We start from the raw sequence: 16,220 nt of genomic DNA on the forward strand, positions 1-16,220 counted from the left end.
GAATGATGCCATCCCATTTTCCCACGGCATTGTGGAGAGCATCTATTATTTCCCCTTCGCTGTTGGATTGTATGTGGTCCACATAAATGCCCATTTTGCTGCCGTGGTCTTTTAGCATTTCAACCAGATGTTCTAGGCTGGTCTCGCCATATATCGACGGCTCCCGTTGACCTAGAAGATTCAAATTTGGGCCGTTTACCACCAAAATCTTCATTTGTGCGCACCCCTGCCCTCACCAAAAATTCCACTCAATAATATTATCATAAAATGCCAGTATTGAATAGATTAATTTTTTGAAGGGCAATCTCTTTTAGCTGGGCAGCATCTTCAGCCATGGTACCCCTGGATTCGCATATTATTATAGGCTTTAAGTCAAGCAAGGCTATCACCTCGGCCAGCGGCTCAAACTCGGGACCATATTGGGTATCCTTCAAGGTCCAATGCCTTTTCTCTCCGCCATTGGAATACTCTATCCTGCTGAAATGGCAGTGAAAGTACCTGGCCCTGTCTTCCCCCAAAACTTCCTTTACCCTGTTTATGATGTTCATGTAATCCTCCCGCGACCTGATGCTACCGCGTCCCATGGCATTTATATGGCCAAAATCCAGGGTGGGTATAAGGGAGTCATGGATCAGACACATCTCCAGCACTTCATCGACAGTCCCCAGCTGGTTCACCTTGCCCATGGTCTCGGGGCAAAGGTGTATACCTTCCTCGATAAACTCTCTAGCTTCATCGATGATCTCCTTTAAGAAATCCATTGCTATTTCAAGGGCCGCCCTTCTGTCCATCCCGGAGCATGAACCCGGATGGAAAACCACCCGTTTTGCTCCCATCCAATGCGCCACCCTAAGGGAATCCATTATATGCCGCTTGGTTTTGGCCCTTTTATCCTCATCCTTTGATACCAGATTTATGTAGTAGGGCGCATGGATGCTCAACGCTATATCCCACTTGCGCGCCTCCTGGCCTATAGCCCTGGCGGTGGCCTCCCCAATGTTTACCCCATGGGTACAGGTGTACTCATAGGCAGTAAGCCCCATACCATGAAGCCATTTGGGCATGTCCACGCTGGAGCTATACCCCTGTTCGTAGAACGAATCGGAATTCCCCGCCGGCCCAAACCTTATAACGTCATTCTTTATGGTCATCCCTTTCCTTCACCTCTATCATCGCTATGATTTCATCCACCACCTCATCTGGCGATTTGCCGTCTACCCGCACCACAAAGTGGGCTTTATGATAGACAGGACGCCTTATCTCAAGCAAGGCCCTCACCCTTTCCCTGGGATTATTGGAGTAAAGCATAGGACGGTCATTGCAGGACTTAAGCCTTTCCCAAAGGGTGTCCTCGCTGGCATCCAGGGCCACGACGCAGCCATTCTCCATCAAAAACGAAAAATTGGCGGGATCCATCACGGCACCGCCGCCGGTTGCAATTACCATGCCTGAGCTATCAAGAATTCTACGGATAGTTTGCCTCTCCAGCTGACGAAAATATCCTTCCCCATATATTGAGAAAATCTGGGAAATCGAAAGCCCCGTTTCATTTTCGATGACCTGATCAACATCCACAAAACGATATCCCAAGCGCTGGGCCAGCAACTTGCCAACAGTGGTCTTTCCTACCCCCATAAACCCTATCAATACGATGTTATGGCACCTGACACTCAGATTTTGCTCCTTACACTTGCATCTCGTCATGGCGAGGATTTTTCTTCACCACCTCAACGGCTTTGATTATGGCTATGATGACATCGGTCTCAAACTGCTGTTGCAGCTCTAGCAGCTTGGAATACACCTCTCCCTTGCGGGTAACCACATATTTGCTGGGGAGCTGATTTAGCGCATAAGCGGCAATATCCATACGGCAGCGCTGGCACTTGCAGCAATCGGTATCGCTAAGTATATCGTCTAAATGATGGAACACTACGTCTTCCATGTAATTTTTAGGTCTCATGTTTTTATTGAAATCATCCGCCATAGGCTCAATCCCCTCAAATACAGTTTAGCTGCAACCATTATACTACAAATCTGTTTTATTTGGCCATAGATGATGAAAAAAAGATTGCTTATGAGACAGGCTTCTACGGCCAAAGACCATCATTGCCCGGGAAATTGAAAGGGATTGTCTTTACCGTACCTGCCTTCATCGACAAATGGATATTCCAGCTCATCTGGAGCAGGCTCGGGTTTAAAATAGAACTTAAGGGACATGGTCACGCTGACAGAATTTCCTCCATCCGCGGTTTGTACATTCAAAGCCTCAATGTAGTTTTTGTAAGAGGACTTTTCAAGCTGTACCAGTATATCCTTGAAATCATCATACGTAGAAGTAAATGTTACGTTGACAGGCATCAGGCAAAAGTCGGCATGCTGCTCCATCTCCCCAAACTCCACTTGTTGCATTTTGGAGCGGCTTGAAAAAATCTCATATAGATGCACCACCAAGCCCGGCTGGTCGTCAGGCCATTGCAAGCTCTCCAGCGTGTCCAATACTTTCGTCGAAAGCTCCTGGTACTCATGCTGTAGAGATGCAAGCTGTTCTTTTTTTGATTTGATGAGCAAGGGCAGATCCCCACCCTCCGTCACCTGCACTGACATTGCCTCTATATCCTTCACCAGCGGCTGATAAAAAAATACGTAATACACCGCCGCAACCGATACCACTATAAATATCGCAATAAATACCTTTTCGCGTCTGGTAAGTTGCATCAATCAAACCACCCTTTTGCTGCATCTTCATATAATCAATCCAAATAATTGAGCTTACCGGTCATTAAAAACATCTGCCTCTCTTGATCACCGTAAATCCTTTTAACGCTGATTTCCAAAAACAAGCCGGTCTTTTTAAGCATTACCATAAATCGAGCGATTTCAACGTCATCCGACGCAGTGCCTTCCAGCACCACAGCATCCCCCTCATATGAAAGGCTGCGTAGAGATATCCCTTGAGGCATAGACTGTTCAATCAGCTCAAAAACCCGGCTCCACTTTTGCCCGGATATCAGCGGGGTTATGCCGCTGGCCCTTTGCTCTAATTCTTCCACCTTCCTAGAAAGCTGGGCATATTCCTCTTCCAGGGATTCATACTCGCTGTTGGTTTGAGAGAGATTGGATACCATAAGGCTTAACTCGCGTTTTTGTTTTAAGGGCACAAAAACACCAACGTACGAAAACAGGACACCGATCAAAATTCCTGCCAACAGGGATGATGCTATTTTGGCGGTTTTCTTAGGGCGATAGAAATCGTTGAGCAAATTTATATCGTTCATAAACACATCAGTCCTCTCTTATGGCAGCACCTAGGCATTTAAAATAGAGACTGGCGGGAAAATCATGTCCCTCATCATACTTTACTTTAAGCAGCTGGGGGGTAACCTCCTTCACTTCGGCCCCTGTCTGCAATTCCAGGTACTGACACAAATCCTTTGCCAGGCTTCCCCCGCCCACCACCCACACCCTTTCTATGTGCCAGGTGTAAGTCCGGCTGTAATAATAATCCATCACCTGGGTCAATGTAGCGGCCACAGCGTCAAAATTATGATCATCCCAACTTTTGTCCACCGTTCTCACTACAAAGGGCACTCCGTTCTCCAACACGCATACGGTCAATGTGCTGTGCCCATAATCCATGATGCACACTCCGCGGCTATTTGATATATCCTCTACATCGTCTAAAAGCTTTGCAGCCTTTAAATAGGCATTTACGCTAACGTCCACGTATTCTGGCCTTAATCCGGCTTTCCTGATGATTCGCAGGTACCTGGCTATGAGGTCAAGGGGAGCCGCCACCCCCAGCAGGTGCAGCACCACCCTGCCATCGTTGTCCTCCTTCCCCAGTATCCTGTATGTTATGGAGTATTTGTCGGGATCTATTGAAAAATACTCTGACATCTCAAACTTTACATTTTCCCTTATCTCCTCATCCCTCATCTCGGGAAGCCGTATATCCCTGAAGATGATGGATGGATCGGAAAGGCACAGGCTTGTCCTTTTGACAGAGAAACCATTGTACTTAAAGCACTCCCTTATTGCCTTTGCCACTTCTCCATCATCCATGGCGGCCATCTCTTGCCCAATTTTAGGTGTCTCAATTAACCCCCATCTGGATATCTCCATCCCACCTTGATATGACATTTGTAACATTTTTATATATCCTGAACCTATGTCTATACCTATAACCTTATCGATAAATTTTGGCATAAGCATAACCTCACTTACTACAGCTAATACTTTTTATTTTTCACCATATGAGATAATCACAAATGATTCTGGGCCAATCCGCTGGTTCTGTTCTCCGAAAAGGGGATCATCCTCATCAACTACCTCCTCAAAGTACACGCTTGCGCCCCCCTCCATACTTATAGTTGATGCAACAATGCTTCCCTTCACAGTGGCACTCCCACTTAAGCTCACTGTAGCACGGGGAGCATACAATCCCCCGGTAAAACAGGGTGACCCGCCTCCACCCGAAAAATCTACCTTATCTCCATTAAAGAATACAATTAGTTTGGAAGGATTCCCGTTCAAGTTGATGTTTGCGCTTCCACCTCTTTTCAATTCCTTTTCAATAAATAGCAATAACCGACCTTCTCCCTCAACCGATATGATATTACCGGAAGAAGCACCCGTTAAATCCAGGGTTTCAAGATACACGCGCTTATCGCCATCAACGTGAAAGATCAATTCACCCGAACCGTCCAGGATCAACTTTCGGGCATATATTTCGGCATCCCCGCTCATATATACATTGGCTTTGCCAGCTCCATTCACCTTGAATTCGTCTGTATATAACCTATCGCCATCTCCCAGGTTTAAGTTCAATTTGCCACTAGCCGTGGCTACAACCTTTGAAAATTGCCCTCCACCATTATGATTTATCACATCCACGCCTTGTACTTCCAGCGAGGGTTTGCCCTTTACATCGGGGAAACTAATGTTCCCCATTGGTTCTATAACGGGAAACTTAACAAGGCTGTCATTTACTCGACTTTCACCTTTTATGAAATTATCCATGCTTCCCCATGGGATGTGAATCACTTGACGGATGTCGCCGTTATGCCCGATCACAACATCTCCATGAATAATTGGATGCCCACTTAGATAAAACCCTTTATGAACAGTTGTATTGGTACCAGCATTGCCGTATACCTGGGAACTTCCACTCATTTCAACTTTACCGTCGGCAAATATGGCATAACTAAAAAGGTCGGATAATGGCGTTGAGGTCCTGGACACATATTTCATCCTCACGATGCCCTCTAGCGTCCGCCTTATGCGCCCTACTCGACCTTCCGAATGAATCTTATACTCGCAGAAATCATCTCCCAAGGTACCCTTGTTTACAGTCGCTACAGCACTGACCGACTTATCGTTTACCGTACCTAAGTTCAGGATTTCGTCATTCTTTATCCGTTCCCAGAAGGTATTGAAAAAAGCCGACGCGTTGATATAGCTCCCTTCCAGGTAAAGCCTATCCATCTCAGCTCTCATTACCTCTATCTTATAACGAAGCCCAGCCTCAGCGGCGTAGAAGGCCGCTTGGTAGTCGTGCTCGGCTTGGTCCATTACATAGTTAGAAGTGGCTACCGCCAAAAGCCCCGTTCCCAGCGTAAACACCACCATCAAGGCCAGCACCGCCAGCAAAAGAACCGAACCCCTGCTGTTAGCAGAAATACAATTATGGACATTTGACAGTGCGTTTTTATATCTCAAGGCCAATCCCCACCCCCTTCCTTCTATGGGGCGTAACATGACCGTAAAAGCATAGCCGTTTGACAGCCGAGGCCAATTAAGGCCAGGTATTAAGACAAAGGACGAATGCACCACAGTAAAATATACAATGTTGTTACCGCCTCAAAAACACCTCAAACTCCACTCTAAAGTAATCATCCTCTCCTTCCTGTCCTCCCGCCAACTCTACCTTTACCCGCCTTCCGTCTATAGAGAAATCAAAATGCGATATGCCCTCTGCCAGGGGGTTAAAATGTGGACCGGGTTTGGAAAACTCCAGATTGACCCGCAAAGTACCATCTTTTAAGTTGAAGCATTCGTCGCCTATTCTCAGCGTCTTCAGCCCATTATGATAAATTTCCTCTACATCGTTTGCTGCAGCCGTAAGCAGGCGCCTCTGTATGAAGGAGGCCGCTGACCGGACGTTTTGCTGTACCTCCATCTTTTTGGTAGACATGATGTATGACCTTACCCCCATGAGGTATATGGCATAACCCACGCTTACAACTACTCCCAGCAAAGCCACCGCTATCATGACCTCAAGGAGGGTATACCCCCTTTTGCCTTTTCTGTGCGTGAAATCCACTTTTGCCCTGCGGAATAACCTCTTAAAACTGCACATGCAGTCAACCCCTGCTGTTTAATTTTTGAGCTGAAGTATACTGCTGAAATTAGCTGAAGGCTGCAGATCATCCTCTCTCTCATAAACCTTAACCTGCACCTTTACGGTGGAATAGTCGCGGTATGTATACCCGCTGAAACGCTTTATCTCTACGTTGGACCCGGTAACCTCTATACGCGACGAATTGCTGCCCCCATCATACACCCATACACTGACATTGCACCCTGCTGCCGTGACGTTTATGGTTACATTTGCCGGCGAAGAATACTTCACGCCGTTTATAAGCACCATAATATCTTTTGCATCCGGAGGTAAGCTACCTTCCAGCGTTTCATAGCCTGCCGAAGCAATGGAATAGCTGTTAGCGGATATGGATATGTTCATGCTCCGGCTCCCCATAATGGTAGATATCTGCAATGCACCGCTATTATCCGGCGGCACGGCATACACATCGGCAAGGGCTCCTCCCAGTATTACATAAAAGGCATGACAATTTTCTCGGAAATACGGCTTTACTATCGTCTCAACATATTTATCCATAAACAGCCTTCTCTCACCTCTGCCCTCTTCCAAAGCGGTTGAGGCATCCATGCCATGTATCTCCTCCATCCGGCTCTGGGCCACAAAGGTTGATGAAAGCGTGTTCTCCGCTTTTTTGGTGCTTACCAAAGAAAAGCCAAAGGCTGTCAGCAAAATCCCCGCCACTATGGCCAACAAAGCTGTAGCTATAAGGACCTCTATTAACGTCATGCCTTTAGAATTCAATCAACTTTCACCCTTCCCGTGCCCACCATAACGGTTATCTGCTTGACCCAATTGCCCTTTTTCAAAGTAATGGTACCTGTAGTACCAGGAGTACCTGCCGGAGTATATCTCAACGTCTTCAAATCCTTACGTGTTGAATCGGTATAAAGGCTTTCAAACCCGATTGTCGAAATGGATATACCATCATGTAGGTATTCCTTCTTGTACGCTGTCTCGACTGACTGTGAACGTATCTGATAGTAGTTATCCTTGGTATGTATTTCAAAAAAATATGTACTCCCATTGGATACGGCAAGCTGCTGGGTCAAACGTATATCCTGTGCTATCATATTGGCAGCCGACTCCAGTATGCTCCTGTCCATAGGCGTGGCTGTACTTACAGAAATAAGAAAAATCAGCACGCTTATGATGGCAACGACCACCAACAGCTCTATAAGGGTAACGCCCCTGGTATTGTCCATACCCTCATCACCAGAATGAGCTTATATACCAGTACAATATCCTTTCTCCCCAAAGCATGGATATGATAGCCGAAAGGGCTATAAATGGCCCATAAGGAATATAATCCTTCCTGCCCTTTATTTTGAAGCACAACAGCATGAGTGCCACCAAACCGCCTATATATACGGATAAAATAAGCGTTATAGCTGTCAGGCGCCAGCCCAGGCACCAGCCCACGGCCGCCATCAGCTTTATATCTCCCCCGCCCATGCCTTCCCTGCGCAAAGCCAAAACAGAAATGACAGCAATGAGGACAAGGGGCGCTCCTCCGACCAATAAGCCGTACAGGCCATCGACAACCCCCACACCAATGCCAGCCAGCTTAGCTGCCAGCCCGACAACCATAAGCGCCAGCACCAGCCCGTTGGGGATCTCCTGATGGGAAAGATCAATGAACGCCACGACAACGAGAAGGCAGCCAATAAAAGCATAGTATGCTGCCATGATAGTTATACCGTAGTGCCTGTAAAACAGCCACATAAGGCAAGCCGTCAATGTCTCTACAAGCGGATACCGCCACGATATAGGTCGGTTGCAATACCTGCACCTGCCTTTAAGGAGCAAAAAGCTGATAACCGGCACCAGGTCAGCCGGCTTAAGCCGGGCCCCGCAATCAGGACAGCGGGAGCCCGGAAAAACCACCGACTCGTCTCTAGGTATTCTGTATATGCATACGTTGAGAAAGCTTCCTATTAAAAGTCCAAATGCCATCACTACAAAATCCATGTTATCCTCTCAATAAAGCGATATTAGACAGCGCAATGCCATATTGTATGTAAATATATGATCAAGAACATGGGTAACTACTCTGGGGATACCGCATTATTATAAGAAAACTGGATAGCACATGGTTAAACCAAAGGGTAAACCGCTGCATCAACTACTAACCTGAATTATCCCTGCGATGCCTGTTGGAAGATTATTTGCATAAGATGCTGTGGTTATATAAGTTTGTTAACCTTAAGGATTAGGCTCAGTTTCTTACTCTGTAGTCCCTTTTTCGATACTTTTAGCTTTATTTCCTTCCGTATTTACCTTGATACTTACATTTTTAAAAGCTTCTTTAGCGTTTTCCACTTCATTTTCATCCAAATATCCATCCTCCTGCAATTTATTCAATAGGTTATCTAAATCACCGCTCCCCTCAGCTTCGCCAATCTCCGGATAATCTCCTTGCTCGGCATAATACATCTTAATCGCATTGTTTATCACCTTTATGTTGGCATCCACTACGGTTTCTCTTGCTTCTTTAACCCGGTTTACCACATTTGGCACGACCAGCAAAGCCAATATCCCCAATATCGCCACTACCACCACAAGCTCAATCAGCGTAAAACCTTTCTTGTTTTTCATAAACTTTTTAATCATCTTTCTCCTCTCTCCTTTCGTTTTTATTCTTTAGCCAATAAAGCCAGTCATCTCAAACATGGGCAAAGCTATAGAAAGTACGATAAATGCCACAACTCCTCCCAGCAGCACTATTACCATGGGTTCCAGCAGGGTGGTGAGCCTAGTGAGGTTGGTCTCCAGCTCTGCTTCATAAAACTCGGCTGTCTTAAGCAGCATCTCGTCCAGCGTACCCGATTCCTCGCCTATCCTGATCATCTGTATGAACATGGGGGGAAACAGGTTGAGCTGCTCCAGCGGAGCCGATATGCCACCGCCTTTCTTTGCCGCATCCTGAACCTGCAGCAAACCCCTTTGGGCTACTTCGTTGCCTACCACTTTTTTAGTTATCTCCAGCGCAGTAACAAGCGGTATCCCCGTCCTAAGCAGTATCCCCAGTGTTCCCGAAAACCGGGTTGATATGGATTGAACAACCACTGCCTTGACCACAGGCAACCTCAGCAAGAACTTATGCCACCTGTAACGCCCCTCTCCTCTGGAGGTGGCTACATAAAATCCAAAAGCAAACATTACAAGGAACAGCAGCACGAAAATACCATATTTGAGCGTAAAATCGCTTAAACCGAGAAGCATGCGCGTGGGCAGTGGAAGGGTTGCTCCGCTGCGGGTGAATATGTCGGCAAAGGTGGGGACCACCGTAGTCAACAGAAAATACACAACTGCAACCGCCACCACAAGCACTATGACGGGATATGCCATGGAGTTTTTGATCTTTTGTATAAGCTTGTGCTCCTTCTCATAATGCTGCGCCAGGTTATCCAGCACATCGTCCAAGGTACCGCTGGCTTCCCCCGCTTCCACCATGCTTATAAACAGCTGGGGGAAATACCTGCTCCGCTTCACCAGGCTCTCGCTCAAGCTCTTCCCCGAACGCACCTCCACGTACATCTCGGCAAATATGCTCCGCAGCAGCCTGCTTGAAAGCTGTTTAGACAGTATATCAATGCACCTTATTATGGGGATCCCCGCCTTTAGCATGGTAGAAAACTGCTTGCAAAGCACCGCCATATCCTTCGATTTTATTTTGCTGGACAGCTGTAAATCCTTTATATCCCTGATTTTGATTACCTTTTCTACCTTGACGGGATAATAATCCCTTTCCTTAAGAAGGCGGTAAACTTCCCTTTTGCTTGAAGCCTCAAGCGTTCCCCTGGTCACGATGCCCTGTAGATTCTTAGCTAAATACCTGTACCTGGCAATATCCCATCACTCCTTCCTCACCACCACGGCTCAATTCTCAAAGCTATCGGCCGTTTATTAAGGCTTTCATGTGCTCTGCATCCACGGCATAAAGCACAGCATCCTCTTTGGTTATTAGCCCTTTATTGTAAAGCTCCAGCAGGGCCTGATCCATGGTTCTCATGCCCAGCCTGGCACCAGTCTGAATAGCGTTGGTTATTTGATAGGTCTTGCCTTCGCGAATGAGGTTTCGTATGGCCGGCGTCACCACCATCACCTCCACAGCCACCACCCTGCCTGCAGCATCCTTTCGCGGAATCAACTGCTGGCTTATGACACCTTCCAGCACGGTTGACAGCTGAAACCTTATCTGTTGCTGCTGATGCGGCGGAAAGACATCGATAATCCTGTCTATGGTCTTGGCCGCACCAATTGTATGCAAAGTAGACAGCACCAGGTGCCCCGTCTCAGCAGCCGTAATGGCTGTGGAAATGGTCTCCAAATCTCTCATCTCGCCTATCAATATTACATCAGGATCCTGGCGCAGCGCCGCCCTTAAGCCCGCCGCAAAGCTTCTGGTATCGCTTCCCACTTCTCTCTGGTTGACTATGCTTTTCTGATGCCGATGCAGATATTCTATGGGCTCTTCTAAAGTGATGATATGGGCAGCCCTTTCCATGTTTATCTTATTGACTATTGCCGCTAGAGTGGTTGACTTGCCGCTGCCCGTGGGCCCGGTCACCAACACCAAACCGCTTTTCCTGTTGGCAAATTCCTGCACCACCGGGGGCAATCCCAGCTCCTCAAAATCAGGAATCCTCAAATTCACCAATCTTATAGCCAGACTGCAGCTACCCCTCTGCTTATAGGCGTTTACTCGAAACCTGTGAACTCCTGCTATGGACAGGGAAAAATCGATCTCCCCTTTATCCTGAAATGCTTCCCACTGCTCATCATTTAGCAGCGCTCTTGTAAACTGATGGGTCTGGTCAGCAGACAAAGGTTCACCCGATATCGGCAACAAGTTTCCATCCTTGCGCACAACCGGTGGCATGCCGGCAGATATATGTACATCGGAGCACTTGAGCTCAACGGCTTTCTTGAGTATCTCATATATGTCCATAAACTAACTGCCCCTTTCACTGCAACCCTTGGAATGAATGGCATGGGCGTTGTATTATGAGAGCCTAATAGCGTCACCCATCCTGACTGTAAGATACGCGTATCACCTCATCAATGGTGGTCACTCCTCTTCGTACCAGCTTTATGCACTCTTCCTTCAAAGTGCTCATGCCCATCTTTATGGACAAATCCTTTATTTCATCGATTGGGGCCTTTTGTGCTATCAGCTGACGATGCTGCCTTGAAACCACAAGGATTTCATGGACAGGCACACGCCCTTTGTAACCGGTATAATTGCAGGCGCTGCACCCCTTTCCCCTGTACAGCGTCACACCCGCCAGTTCCTCAAAACCCGGTACAGCCAGGTGATGGGGCTCAATCTCATAGGGTACGCGGCAGTTACTGCATACCTTCCTCAAAAGCCTCTGGGATATCACCCCCACCAGGGAGGCAGATATGAGGTAAGGCTCTATGCCCATATCTATTAAACGGGAGATGGCGCTGACAGCATCGTTGGTATGTAAGGTGCTCAATACCAGATGTCCTGTGATTGCCGAACGTATAGCAATCTCGGCTGTCTCGCTGTCCCGAATCTCTCCCACCATGATGATATCGGGGTCTTGACGCACGATGGCTCTAAGTCCCGCGGCAAAGGTTAGTCCCGCTTTGGGGTTGACTTGAATCTGGTTTATCCCCTCCATCCGGTACTCCACCGGGTCCTCTATGGTTATGATGTTGACCGATTCCCTGTTGAGCTCATTGAGCATGGCATAGAGGGTAGTCGACTTGCCACTACCTGTAGGCCCCGTCACCAATATGATGCCATGGGTATTTTTAAGCAGCTCATTGAATTTTTCCAAGTTTTCTTCTGTAAACCCGAGCTTTTCTTTGGACAGGAGAAAATTGGATTGATCCAAAATCCTTAGGACAGCTTTTTCCCCGTAGATGGTAGGTATGGTAGAAATGCGAAGGTCTATGTCCTTTCCTGATATGTTCATACCCACACGTCCGTCCTGAGGGAGCCTCTTTTCGGCTATGTCCATGTTGCCCATGATCTTTATTCGGGTGATCAGGGCGGGATGCATATAAACGGGTATGTTAAATATCTTTTGCAGCATCCCATCGATCCGGAATCTCACCCGCGACTCATTCTCTATGGGCTCGATGTGGATATCGCTGGCCCCCATGTTAACCGCCTGTTGGATTATGGAATTGACCAGCCTCACTACCGGAGCATTGCTGACGTCCTCATCAAAAGAGCCGTTTTGCATATCCTGAGGCAGTTGCCCTAGCTTAGCTTCCTTCGTATAATCCTGAACTGCCTTTTCGGCATACTCCATCCCGTACAGCCTGTTGATGGCATTTTTTATAGCTTCTCCAAACGAAATAAGCGGTACCACATCCATTTTTGATACGCGCTTTACATCGTCAACAGCTGCAAAATTCAGCGGGTCTTCCATAGCTATGTAAAGTTTGCCGTTTTCCTCCTTTATGGGGATTAGGGTATGCCTTTTGGCAAGCATGAAAGGGATGTACTCAGCCATTTTAGGTTCAAGGGTAACTTTGTTTAAATCCACAAAGGAAATTCCCAGCTGTTCCTGAAGCACTTCAGCCATCTGGGCTTCAGATATCAAATTTTGAGAGATGAGTATTTCGCCCAGTTTTTTACCGGTAGACTTTTGCAGGGCAAGCGCCTCTTTAAGCTGCTCCCTGGTGATCATGCCTTTTTCAACCAACAGTTCACCTAGCCTCTTCCTGTATGCCCCCATAAAGCGCCCCACCTAAAGTAAAAAATAATAAGTAAATCAGTCCTATAATTAGTAAATTTGTCCTATTCTCTTTCATTATCAACCATTATATACCATTGGACTCCATTTTACAACAAAAACTTATCCCCTTCTATCAATATACTAATAGCTTCATCATAATCCACCTTGAGACTAGTCCAAATCTCAATGGCCTTTATGGCTTGCCCCACCAGCATATCAAGGCCGTTTATGGCCATACACCCTGCTTGTCTGGCCTTTCTCAAAAAGGCGGTTTCAATGGGATTGTATATGATATCCACTACTATCATACCGGGTAAAAAGGCATAATCTTCTACCGGCATAAGTTGGGTATGTGGCCACATGCCCACCGGCGTGGTATTGACCACCAGGTCAGGTTGTACCTCCTTGATATTTTCTTTTGTAAGATAATTCAAACAAACGCCCGAAAAAAATCGCTCCAGGTGTTTGATAAGCTCAATTGCCCTTTCCCTGGTTCGATTGTAGATATAAAGTTCTTTTACTCCTTCTTTGAGAAGATATACGCATATCGCCCTTGCCGCTCCACCCGCCCCCAGCACCAGTGCAACTGTATCCTTAAGGGCTATCCCTCGGCGCTTTAGGGAATCCACAAATCCCATCCCGTCGGTATTGTAGCCTATGAGCTTTCCGTTTTCTACCTTAACGGTGTTCACCGCTCCGATAATTGCAGCCTCGGTGTCCAGCCAATCCAAAAACCACATGACCCTTTCTTTATGGGGAATGGTCACATTGAATCCCTTAAACCCAAGAACTTTAAACGCTTCTAACGCTTTCCCAACATCATCGGGAGCGATATCAAAGGCCAGATACACGTAGTCCAGATTGTATTTTTTATAAAGGCTATTGTGCAGTTTGGGTGACAGCGAATGCTCTACCGGATGGCCTATAAGCCCTACCAGCTTTGTATTGGGAGATATATTCATGGCCTCCTCCTTTTGGCAATAGTTTTTTCAAAAAATCTCATAATCCTGGTACCTATGAATTCCTTTTTTGATATGGGTTCAACCAGAATGGTATATAGATCGAGCATGTTTCCCCCGAGGATATCGGTAAAAATCTGATCGCCTATTACTGCGGTATTGTGTTTATTACCCTCCAGCGTCATCATAGCATTTTTAAAAGCTCGGGACAGGGGCTTGCCTCTTTTGGAAGCAGCCAGCATCCCAAATTTTGAAGCAAAATGGCGTATTCTTTTGAAGCTGCCGTTAGACACGATGCAGAACTTAAATCCCATCTCCTGACCGGCTTTGATCCATTGATAAACTTCGGGAATGATGTTTTCTTCACCCCAGGGGATCAAGGTATTATCCAGATCTATGATTATATTGGAAATCCCTCTTCTCATCAGCTCATCAAGCTTTATATCACAAACACTTTCTACCATCTGATCAGGTTTAAGCTTTTTAAACATTTAAATCCCTTCTAAAATATAACTTAATTGCCATCCTTTAATAGCAGAATCGTACTTTAACTTTAATATTAATAGAAAATCAAAAAGGCTGTCAACTTGAATGACAGCCTCCTACGCCAAATTCCTTGCTCAATTTTGATATGGCCCTTTTTTCAATCCTGGATACGTACGACCTTGAAATGCCAAGCATTTGAGCTATTTCCCTTTGCGTCCTGTGTCTACCGTTGAGTAAACCGTACCTCATCTCTAAAACCATTCTTTCCCTCTTTTTTAACACTGTAGCCATCTTTTTGTAAAGGTTTCGAATCTGCATTTTCGACTCAACCTCGTTTATCACCGCATCCGGATCAGTACCCAGTATATCCATAAGCGATATTTCATTCCCTTCTTTGTCCATGCCTATAGGTTCCTGGAGAGACACCTCTCCATTTATCTTTTTATCCGCACGAATGGCCATAAGGATTTCATTTTCAATACAACGGGCCGCATAGGTAGCAAGCCTGGTCTTCTTGTTCGAGTCAAAAGTGGATATGGCTTTTATAAGGCCAATGGTTCCTATGGAAATGAGGTCATCCACATCTTTCCCACAATTGCTGTATTTTTTTACAACGTGTGCTACCAACCTGAGATTATGCTCTATGAGAATATTTCTGGCCCTTTCATCTCCCTCTTCCATGAATTTCTTCAGATAATATTCCTCTTCTTCAGGGCTTAATGGCCGGGGGAAAGAACCGCCGCCCGATATGTGGGATACAAGCAGATAGGCGTAACGTAAGAGATAAAGCAGGCTCCCGATTAGGGATAGCACATATAACACCCCCTGAAATGCAGTTACACCGCCCAAAGAAAATAGGTTACCTTATATAATATGTAACTGCATGGGGAAATGTGCTTGTTCTTTTTTACCCAGCAAATTTTTTACCTGATCGACAGCCTATTACCTCTACATATGTCCTCTTTTTCTCCTCAACATGGAATATCTCTCAAGGCAATATGGAATGGGAATATATACCTTCTGCTGAGGGTGAGGAACGCTATCTATGGGCTGCCCATCGACGTCGAATATCTCATCAATGGCATAGCTCAGTGTATCACCATGGGGGCGGAGAATTTCCACCTCATCCCCCTTTTTGAAGGGATTGCGCTGTTCTACCAGAGCCATGCTCTTTTGCTGGTCATAATCCAGCACCAGACCTACAAAGTCGTACTGCCTGATGTACTGGCTACTTGTATATTCCTGCGCATCGGATGTGGGAACACCAAAATAAAACCCAGTAGTAAATGGGCGATGGCTGGCCTTTTTTACCTCTTCAAGAGCCCTGGGATCAAAACGATAACCCTGCGGATCTTTTCTATATCGATCCAGTTCCTGTCGATAAGCCTTCACGGTAACGGCCACATAATAGCTGCTCTTCATCCTTCCTTCGATTTTAAAGCCATCCACCCCTGCCGAGATAAGCTCTCGAATGTGCCCCAACATGCACAGGTCCTTGGAATTAAGTATATAAGCTCCCCTCTCATCTTCCATGATCGGCAGGTATTCTCCCGGCCTTTTTTCCTCCATAAGGTAATATTTCCAGCGGCACGGGTGCGCACACTCCCCCCTGTTTGAATACCTACCGGTAAGGTAGTTGCTGAGCAGGCACCTACCCGAATAGGAGATACACAT

The 16,220-nt window shown here is 46.4% G+C and carries 20 protein-coding genes; all 20 read right to left on the reverse strand.

Features of this window, described 5'->3' with window-relative positions:
* Positions 1–214, reverse strand: a 214-nt coding sequence (locus tag FWJ59_RS03145) for a type II 3-dehydroquinate dehydratase (protein WP_414480538.1), incomplete at its 3' end; no start/stop codon positions are given.
* 46 nt (positions 215–260) lie between these two features.
* The gene (locus FWJ59_RS03150; RefSeq protein WP_414480539.1) at positions 261–1,151 is read right to left on the reverse strand and encodes a TIM barrel protein; all 891 of its coding nucleotides are present in this window, start codon (positions 1,149–1,151) and stop codon (positions 261–263) included.
* Positions 1,135–1,647 carry a shikimate kinase gene (locus FWJ59_RS03155; protein WP_414480540.1) on the reverse strand — a complete coding sequence of 171 codons (513 nt, stop codon included), beginning with the start codon at positions 1,645–1,647 and terminating at the stop codon, positions 1,135–1,137. Before FWJ59_RS03155 ends, FWJ59_RS03150 begins: the two co-directional genes overlap by 17 nt.
* Positions 1,648–1,684: 37 nt before the next feature.
* Entirely contained in the window at positions 1,685–1,984 is a 300-nt protein-coding gene (locus FWJ59_RS03160) for a late competence development ComFB family protein (protein WP_414480541.1), read from the reverse strand.
* A gap of 119 nt (positions 1,985–2,103) precedes the next feature.
* Complete coding sequence (locus tag FWJ59_RS03165) at positions 2,104–2,715, reverse strand: hypothetical protein (protein ID WP_414480542.1); 612 nt, start codon at positions 2,713–2,715, stop codon at positions 2,104–2,106.
* A gap of 35 nt (positions 2,716–2,750) precedes the next feature.
* Entirely contained in the window at positions 2,751–3,275 is a 525-nt protein-coding gene (locus FWJ59_RS03170) for a PilN domain-containing protein (RefSeq protein WP_414480543.1), read from the reverse strand.
* Positions 3,276–3,282: 7 nt separating this feature from the next.
* Complete coding sequence (gene pilM, locus FWJ59_RS03175) at positions 3,283–4,206, reverse strand: type IV pilus biogenesis protein PilM (RefSeq protein WP_414480544.1); 924 nt, start codon at positions 4,204–4,206, stop codon at positions 3,283–3,285.
* Positions 4,207–4,239: 33 nt separating this feature from the next.
* Positions 4,240–5,718, reverse strand: coding sequence for a hypothetical protein (locus FWJ59_RS03180; RefSeq protein WP_414480545.1), 1,479 nt, complete (start codon positions 5,716–5,718; stop codon positions 4,240–4,242).
* A 133-nt stretch (positions 5,719–5,851) separates the two neighbouring features.
* On the reverse strand, positions 5,852–6,358 hold the full coding sequence (locus FWJ59_RS03185) for a PilW family protein (RefSeq protein ID WP_414480546.1): 507 nt from the start codon (positions 6,356–6,358) through the stop codon (positions 5,852–5,854).
* Between the two features lie 18 nt (positions 6,359–6,376).
* Positions 6,377–7,123, reverse strand: a complete 747-nt coding sequence (locus FWJ59_RS03190; RefSeq protein WP_414480547.1) for a type IV pilus modification PilV family protein — start codon at positions 7,121–7,123, stop codon at positions 6,377–6,379.
* Positions 7,120–7,584, reverse strand: a complete 465-nt coding sequence (locus FWJ59_RS03195) for a Tfp pilus assembly protein FimT/FimU (RefSeq protein ID WP_414480548.1) — start codon at positions 7,582–7,584, stop codon at positions 7,120–7,122. Before FWJ59_RS03195 ends, FWJ59_RS03190 begins: the two co-directional genes overlap by 4 nt.
* 7 nt (positions 7,585–7,591) lie before the next feature.
* Complete coding sequence (locus tag FWJ59_RS03200) at positions 7,592–8,350, reverse strand: prepilin peptidase (protein WP_414480549.1); 759 nt, start codon at positions 8,348–8,350, stop codon at positions 7,592–7,594.
* A 255-nt stretch (positions 8,351–8,605) separates the two neighbouring features.
* Positions 8,606–8,992: a type II secretion system protein gene (locus FWJ59_RS03205; RefSeq protein ID WP_414480550.1), complete on the reverse strand. Its 387-nt coding sequence runs from the start codon at positions 8,990–8,992 to the stop codon at positions 8,606–8,608.
* Positions 8,993–9,022: 30 nt separating this feature from the next.
* Complete coding sequence (locus FWJ59_RS03210) at positions 9,023–10,189, reverse strand: type II secretion system F family protein (protein ID WP_414480551.1); 1,167 nt, start codon at positions 10,187–10,189, stop codon at positions 9,023–9,025.
* 85 nt (positions 10,190–10,274) lie between these two features.
* Positions 10,275–11,333, reverse strand: coding sequence for a type IV pilus twitching motility protein PilT (locus FWJ59_RS03215; RefSeq protein WP_414480552.1), 1,059 nt, complete (start codon positions 11,331–11,333; stop codon positions 10,275–10,277).
* 73 nt (positions 11,334–11,406) lie between these two features.
* On the reverse strand, positions 11,407–13,101 hold the full coding sequence (gene gspE / locus FWJ59_RS03220) for a type II secretion system ATPase GspE (RefSeq protein ID WP_414480553.1): 1,695 nt from the start codon (positions 13,099–13,101) through the stop codon (positions 11,407–11,409).
* Positions 13,102–13,208: 107 nt separating this feature from the next.
* Positions 13,209–14,063: a shikimate dehydrogenase gene (gene aroE / locus FWJ59_RS03225; protein WP_414480554.1), complete on the reverse strand. Its 855-nt coding sequence runs from the start codon at positions 14,061–14,063 to the stop codon at positions 13,209–13,211.
* Complete coding sequence (locus FWJ59_RS03230) at positions 14,060–14,551, reverse strand: YqeG family HAD IIIA-type phosphatase (protein ID WP_414480555.1); 492 nt, start codon at positions 14,549–14,551, stop codon at positions 14,060–14,062. The genes aroE and FWJ59_RS03230 overlap by 4 nt, the downstream gene beginning before the upstream one ends.
* A gap of 91 nt (positions 14,552–14,642) precedes the next feature.
* Positions 14,643–15,338: an RNA polymerase sporulation sigma factor SigK gene (sigK, locus tag FWJ59_RS03235; protein ID WP_414480557.1), complete on the reverse strand. Its 696-nt coding sequence runs from the start codon at positions 15,336–15,338 to the stop codon at positions 14,643–14,645.
* A gap of 156 nt (positions 15,339–15,494) precedes the next feature.
* On the reverse strand, positions 15,495–16,220 hold a 726-nt coding region (locus tag FWJ59_RS03240; protein WP_414480556.1), incomplete at its 5' end, for a peptidase U32 family protein.

The organism is Caldicoprobacter sp. (assembly GCF_047459465.1).
Taxonomy (GTDB): Bacteria; Bacillota; Clostridia; order Caldicoprobacterales; family Caldicoprobacteraceae; genus Caldicoprobacter.